The sequence below is a fragment of the Parendozoicomonas verongulae genome, assembly GCF_009711465.1.
GTDB classification, from domain to species: Bacteria; Pseudomonadota; Gammaproteobacteria; order Pseudomonadales; family Endozoicomonadaceae; genus Sansalvadorimonas; species Sansalvadorimonas verongulae.
In genome coordinates this window covers 1-3,391 of the sequence record NZ_SMME01000730.1, presented here as the reverse complement: position 1 = coordinate 3,391, position 3,391 = coordinate 1, and the positions used below count along the sequence as shown (strand labels likewise).

General features: G+C 44.3%; 4 protein-coding genes. 3 read left to right on the top strand and 1 reads right to left on the bottom strand.

The window, feature by feature from the left end:
* The 3 genes from E1189_RS04185 to E1189_RS04175 form a co-directional block, all read left to right on the top strand.
* Nucleotides 1-774, top strand: a 774-nt coding sequence (locus E1189_RS04185) for a transposase (protein WP_196221184.1), incomplete at its 5' end; no start/stop codon positions are given.
* Nucleotides 775-817: 43 nt separating this feature from the next.
* Nucleotides 818-1,432 (top strand): ATP-binding protein, encoded by a 615-nt coding sequence (locus E1189_RS04180; protein WP_196221183.1) that lies wholly within the window; start codon nucleotides 818-820, stop codon nucleotides 1,430-1,432.
* 99 nt (nucleotides 1,433-1,531) lie between these two features.
* Nucleotides 1,532-2,797, top strand: a complete 1,266-nt coding sequence (locus E1189_RS04175; protein WP_155158807.1) for an AAA family ATPase — start codon at nucleotides 1,532-1,534, stop codon at nucleotides 2,795-2,797.
* A gap of 291 nt (nucleotides 2,798-3,088) precedes the next feature.
* Here the strand turns inward: E1189_RS04175 and E1189_RS25180 are convergent.
* Nucleotides 3,089-3,391 (bottom strand): hypothetical protein (locus E1189_RS25180; protein ID WP_230460147.1); only part of this gene is annotated, 303 nt, incomplete at its 5' end.

Genomic DNA, 3,391 nt, shown 5'->3' with positions numbered 1-3,391 from the left:
TACGAGGGCAAGGAAACGGGGGAACAAGCCCTATTAAGACAGCTGCTTTCCCGCATTCATGAAGGTGACATAATGCTCGGAGACGCCAACTTCGAGAACTATTTTCTTCTCGTCCTTCTGCGCCTGGCCGGTGCCGATGTGGTGTTCGAAAAGCATGGGGCCAGACATATCGACTTCCGTCAGTGTGATAAAAAGCTCGGTAAGAAAGATGGCTTATTTGTCCTGAAACGACCGCCCTGTCCAGAGTGGATGAGCCGTACATTTTACAAGCAATGTACGCCGGAGGAGCTCACGGTCAGAGCGATCAAAAGCAGGAAACGCATTATCATGACGACACTTGTTGATGACAAACGCTACACCAGAGCAGAGATCAATGCCCTGTACCTGAGAAGGTGGCATGTAGAACTGGATCTCAGGTCCATGAAAACGCTGATGAAAATGGATGTACTGCGCTGTAAAAGTCCGGACATGGTGCGCAAGGAGATCTCAGTGCACCTGCTGGCCTACAACCTGTTGCGAGCATTGATGGCTCGAACGGCACAGATAGCGGGGCAAACACCCCGGGAAATCAGCTTCAAAGCGACACAACAAACCCTGCAAGACTTCCACAGTATACTTCTGAGAGCTGATCATCCGGCCGGTGTTATCGAAGACATGCTGAACATAATGGCCGAACATCAGGTGGGAAATCGACCGGGAAGGTCTGAACCTCGTGCAGTGAAGAGACGACCAAAGGCTTTCCCAAAATTGCAGCACACCCGATCAAAGGCCTGACGACTCAAGAAATACCAAGGGAAAGCGGCTTAAGTCAGTGCCATTGGAGTTTGGTCCCGACAATAGTCGCTACTTTTCCATACTGGCAGCCATTGCCTCCGGTCGCTCAAGCCGCCCTGAAATCGAATCACTTCTCGAAACCTCCATAGGGCCACACCTTGAGAAATTGGAAAACGATTTTGATATTACCCAGCGGCACCAACCGGTGTTGGCAAAGCCCAATAGCCGCCTTGTCCGCTACCGGATAGCCGATGCGTTCCTCGCCTTCTGGTTTCGCTTTATCTATAGCAACCGCAGCGCCATAGAAATTAAAAACTTTGCATTCGTTCAGAAAGTGATTGAGAGAGACTACCCTACTTGGAGCGGCCTGTGGCTGGAAGAGCTTATACGGCAATTGTTGGCTGACACTGGCCATTACAATACTATCGGAAGCTATTGGGAGCGTGGAAACCAAAACGAGATCGATATCGTCGCCATCAACGATCTGGAGAAGACAGTTCTGATAGGTGAGGTCAAACGCAATCCTGCCAACATCCGCATTAGCAAACTCAAAGACAAGGCCCAGCGCCTTTCCCAACAGTTGAGGCAATATGAAATCACCTACAAAGGGTTTTCTCTTGATGACATTCCAGAGCTGCTCAAGCAAAAACGCCAATGAAATCGCTCACAGCCAGCGACTGGAAGAGAAAGCTCCCTGAGCATGTAAAAGCTGAAAATTTACTTATAATTGCCCAAACGGAAATCCCAGGTAACATCCATGTACGTAACGAAAATAGAATTAGAGAATATTAAATCATTCCGAAAATTCAAATGGGAACTTTCCAATAACGAAGACCCAGCTGGCTGGCATGTTCTTTTAGGTCGAAACGGCTCAGGAAAATCAACATTTATAAAGTCTGCCGCCGTGGCTTTAATTGGCCCTTCAGAAGCGCAGAAATCAAGAACTACATTCACAGACTGGATAAAAAAAGGTGAAGAGAATAGCTTTATCAGAGTTGAGATAATGCAAGACCCTGACAATGATTTCTGGGCTGTCAAAGGGCGTCAAAACAAAAGCAACATCAGCTATTCAATAAAGGTCTCCAATGACAATACCCTAACAAAAGTCACTAGAAGAAATGATGCTGAACGTACTGTATGGAACAACAAGAAAGGTTGGTTCTCTGCATCATATGGACCTTTTAGACGCTTTTCTGGTGGCAATAGCGACTATCAAAAATTATTTTACTCTTCTCCTTTACTGGCAAGGCACCTTTCAGTATTTGGCGAAGATGCAGCCCTAACAGAAACTCTTGAATGGCTGAAAGAGCTGAAATTCAAGTCGCTTGAGAATTCAGAATCTGAAAGTGCTAAATTGCTAGAAAACATCACTAACTTTATCAATCAAGATGGGTTCTTACCAAACGAAGTTACAATGGAGTCCATCTCATCTGATGGTGTCATATTCGCTGATGCCTTTGGTGTAAATGTAAACATTGAAGACTTAAGTGACGGCTATCGATCAGTTCTCAGTATGATATTAGAACTCATTAGACAAATGCAGCACTGCTATGGAACGAGCGATATTTTTGACAATGAATACAAAAGCGTCAACGTACCCGGTGTTGTTTTTATCGATGAAATTGATGTGCATTTACACCCCAGCTGGCAAAGAAAAATAGGTAACTGGCTTACAAAGCACTTCCCAAAAATTCAATTTATCGTATCTACACACAGCGCGTTGATTTGCCAAAGCGCAACCAGTGGGTCAGTATGGCAGCTCCCGGATGCTGCTCAAGACAATAGAGGCAAACGCCTTACAGGAATCCCCTTAAATCGCTTATTATATGGCAATTTGCTCGAAGCATTTAGCTCAGGCGCCTTCGGATCAGAAATAGAAAGATCCGATAAAGCTACCCAATTGCTGGAAGAGTTAGCAGAGCTTAACTTTTTGTCTTTAGATAGCAAACTTACAACAGAGCAGCAAGCACGGAAAGATTTCTTATCCAGAATCTTTGCTCTAGAGCCGAACATCAAAAAGTGAATTAAATATGCTTAAAATGAATGAAGCAGACCTTCCATAATCGGCAGAAGGCTATCTATCCACTAAGCAAGCTGAAGTAAACAACCAAGAAAACTACGAGGCTAAAGTAATAACCGGAAAACTCCTTTGGAAGAAAAAAAGTAAAGCTCAGTTTATCAAAATCAGAGCCACACTGGAAACGCTATGCGTTGGAAGCAGGAGATGCAATTATTGTGAAGACTCTGTTGCCGATGAAGTTGAGCATATCAAACCTAAAGACCTATACCCAGAGCTTGTATTCACATGGCCAAACTATTTGTTTTCTTGTGGGAATTGCAATGGCCCCAAAAACAATAAATTTGCTGTATTCAACGAATCAGAAGAAGCCATGGAAATTTCAAGAAAAAAAGGGGATGCTGTAATACCACCTCCAGAAGGCGATGATGTTTTTATAAATCCAAGAAATGAAAACCCACTGGACTTCATAATACTAGACTTGGAAACACTACTCTTTATAGCAAAGCCTGGAATCAGCCCAAAAGACAAAGCCAGAGCCAAGTATACAGTTGAAATACTAAAGCTGAACGCTAGGGCCTGTTGAGGTTTTACATCGGC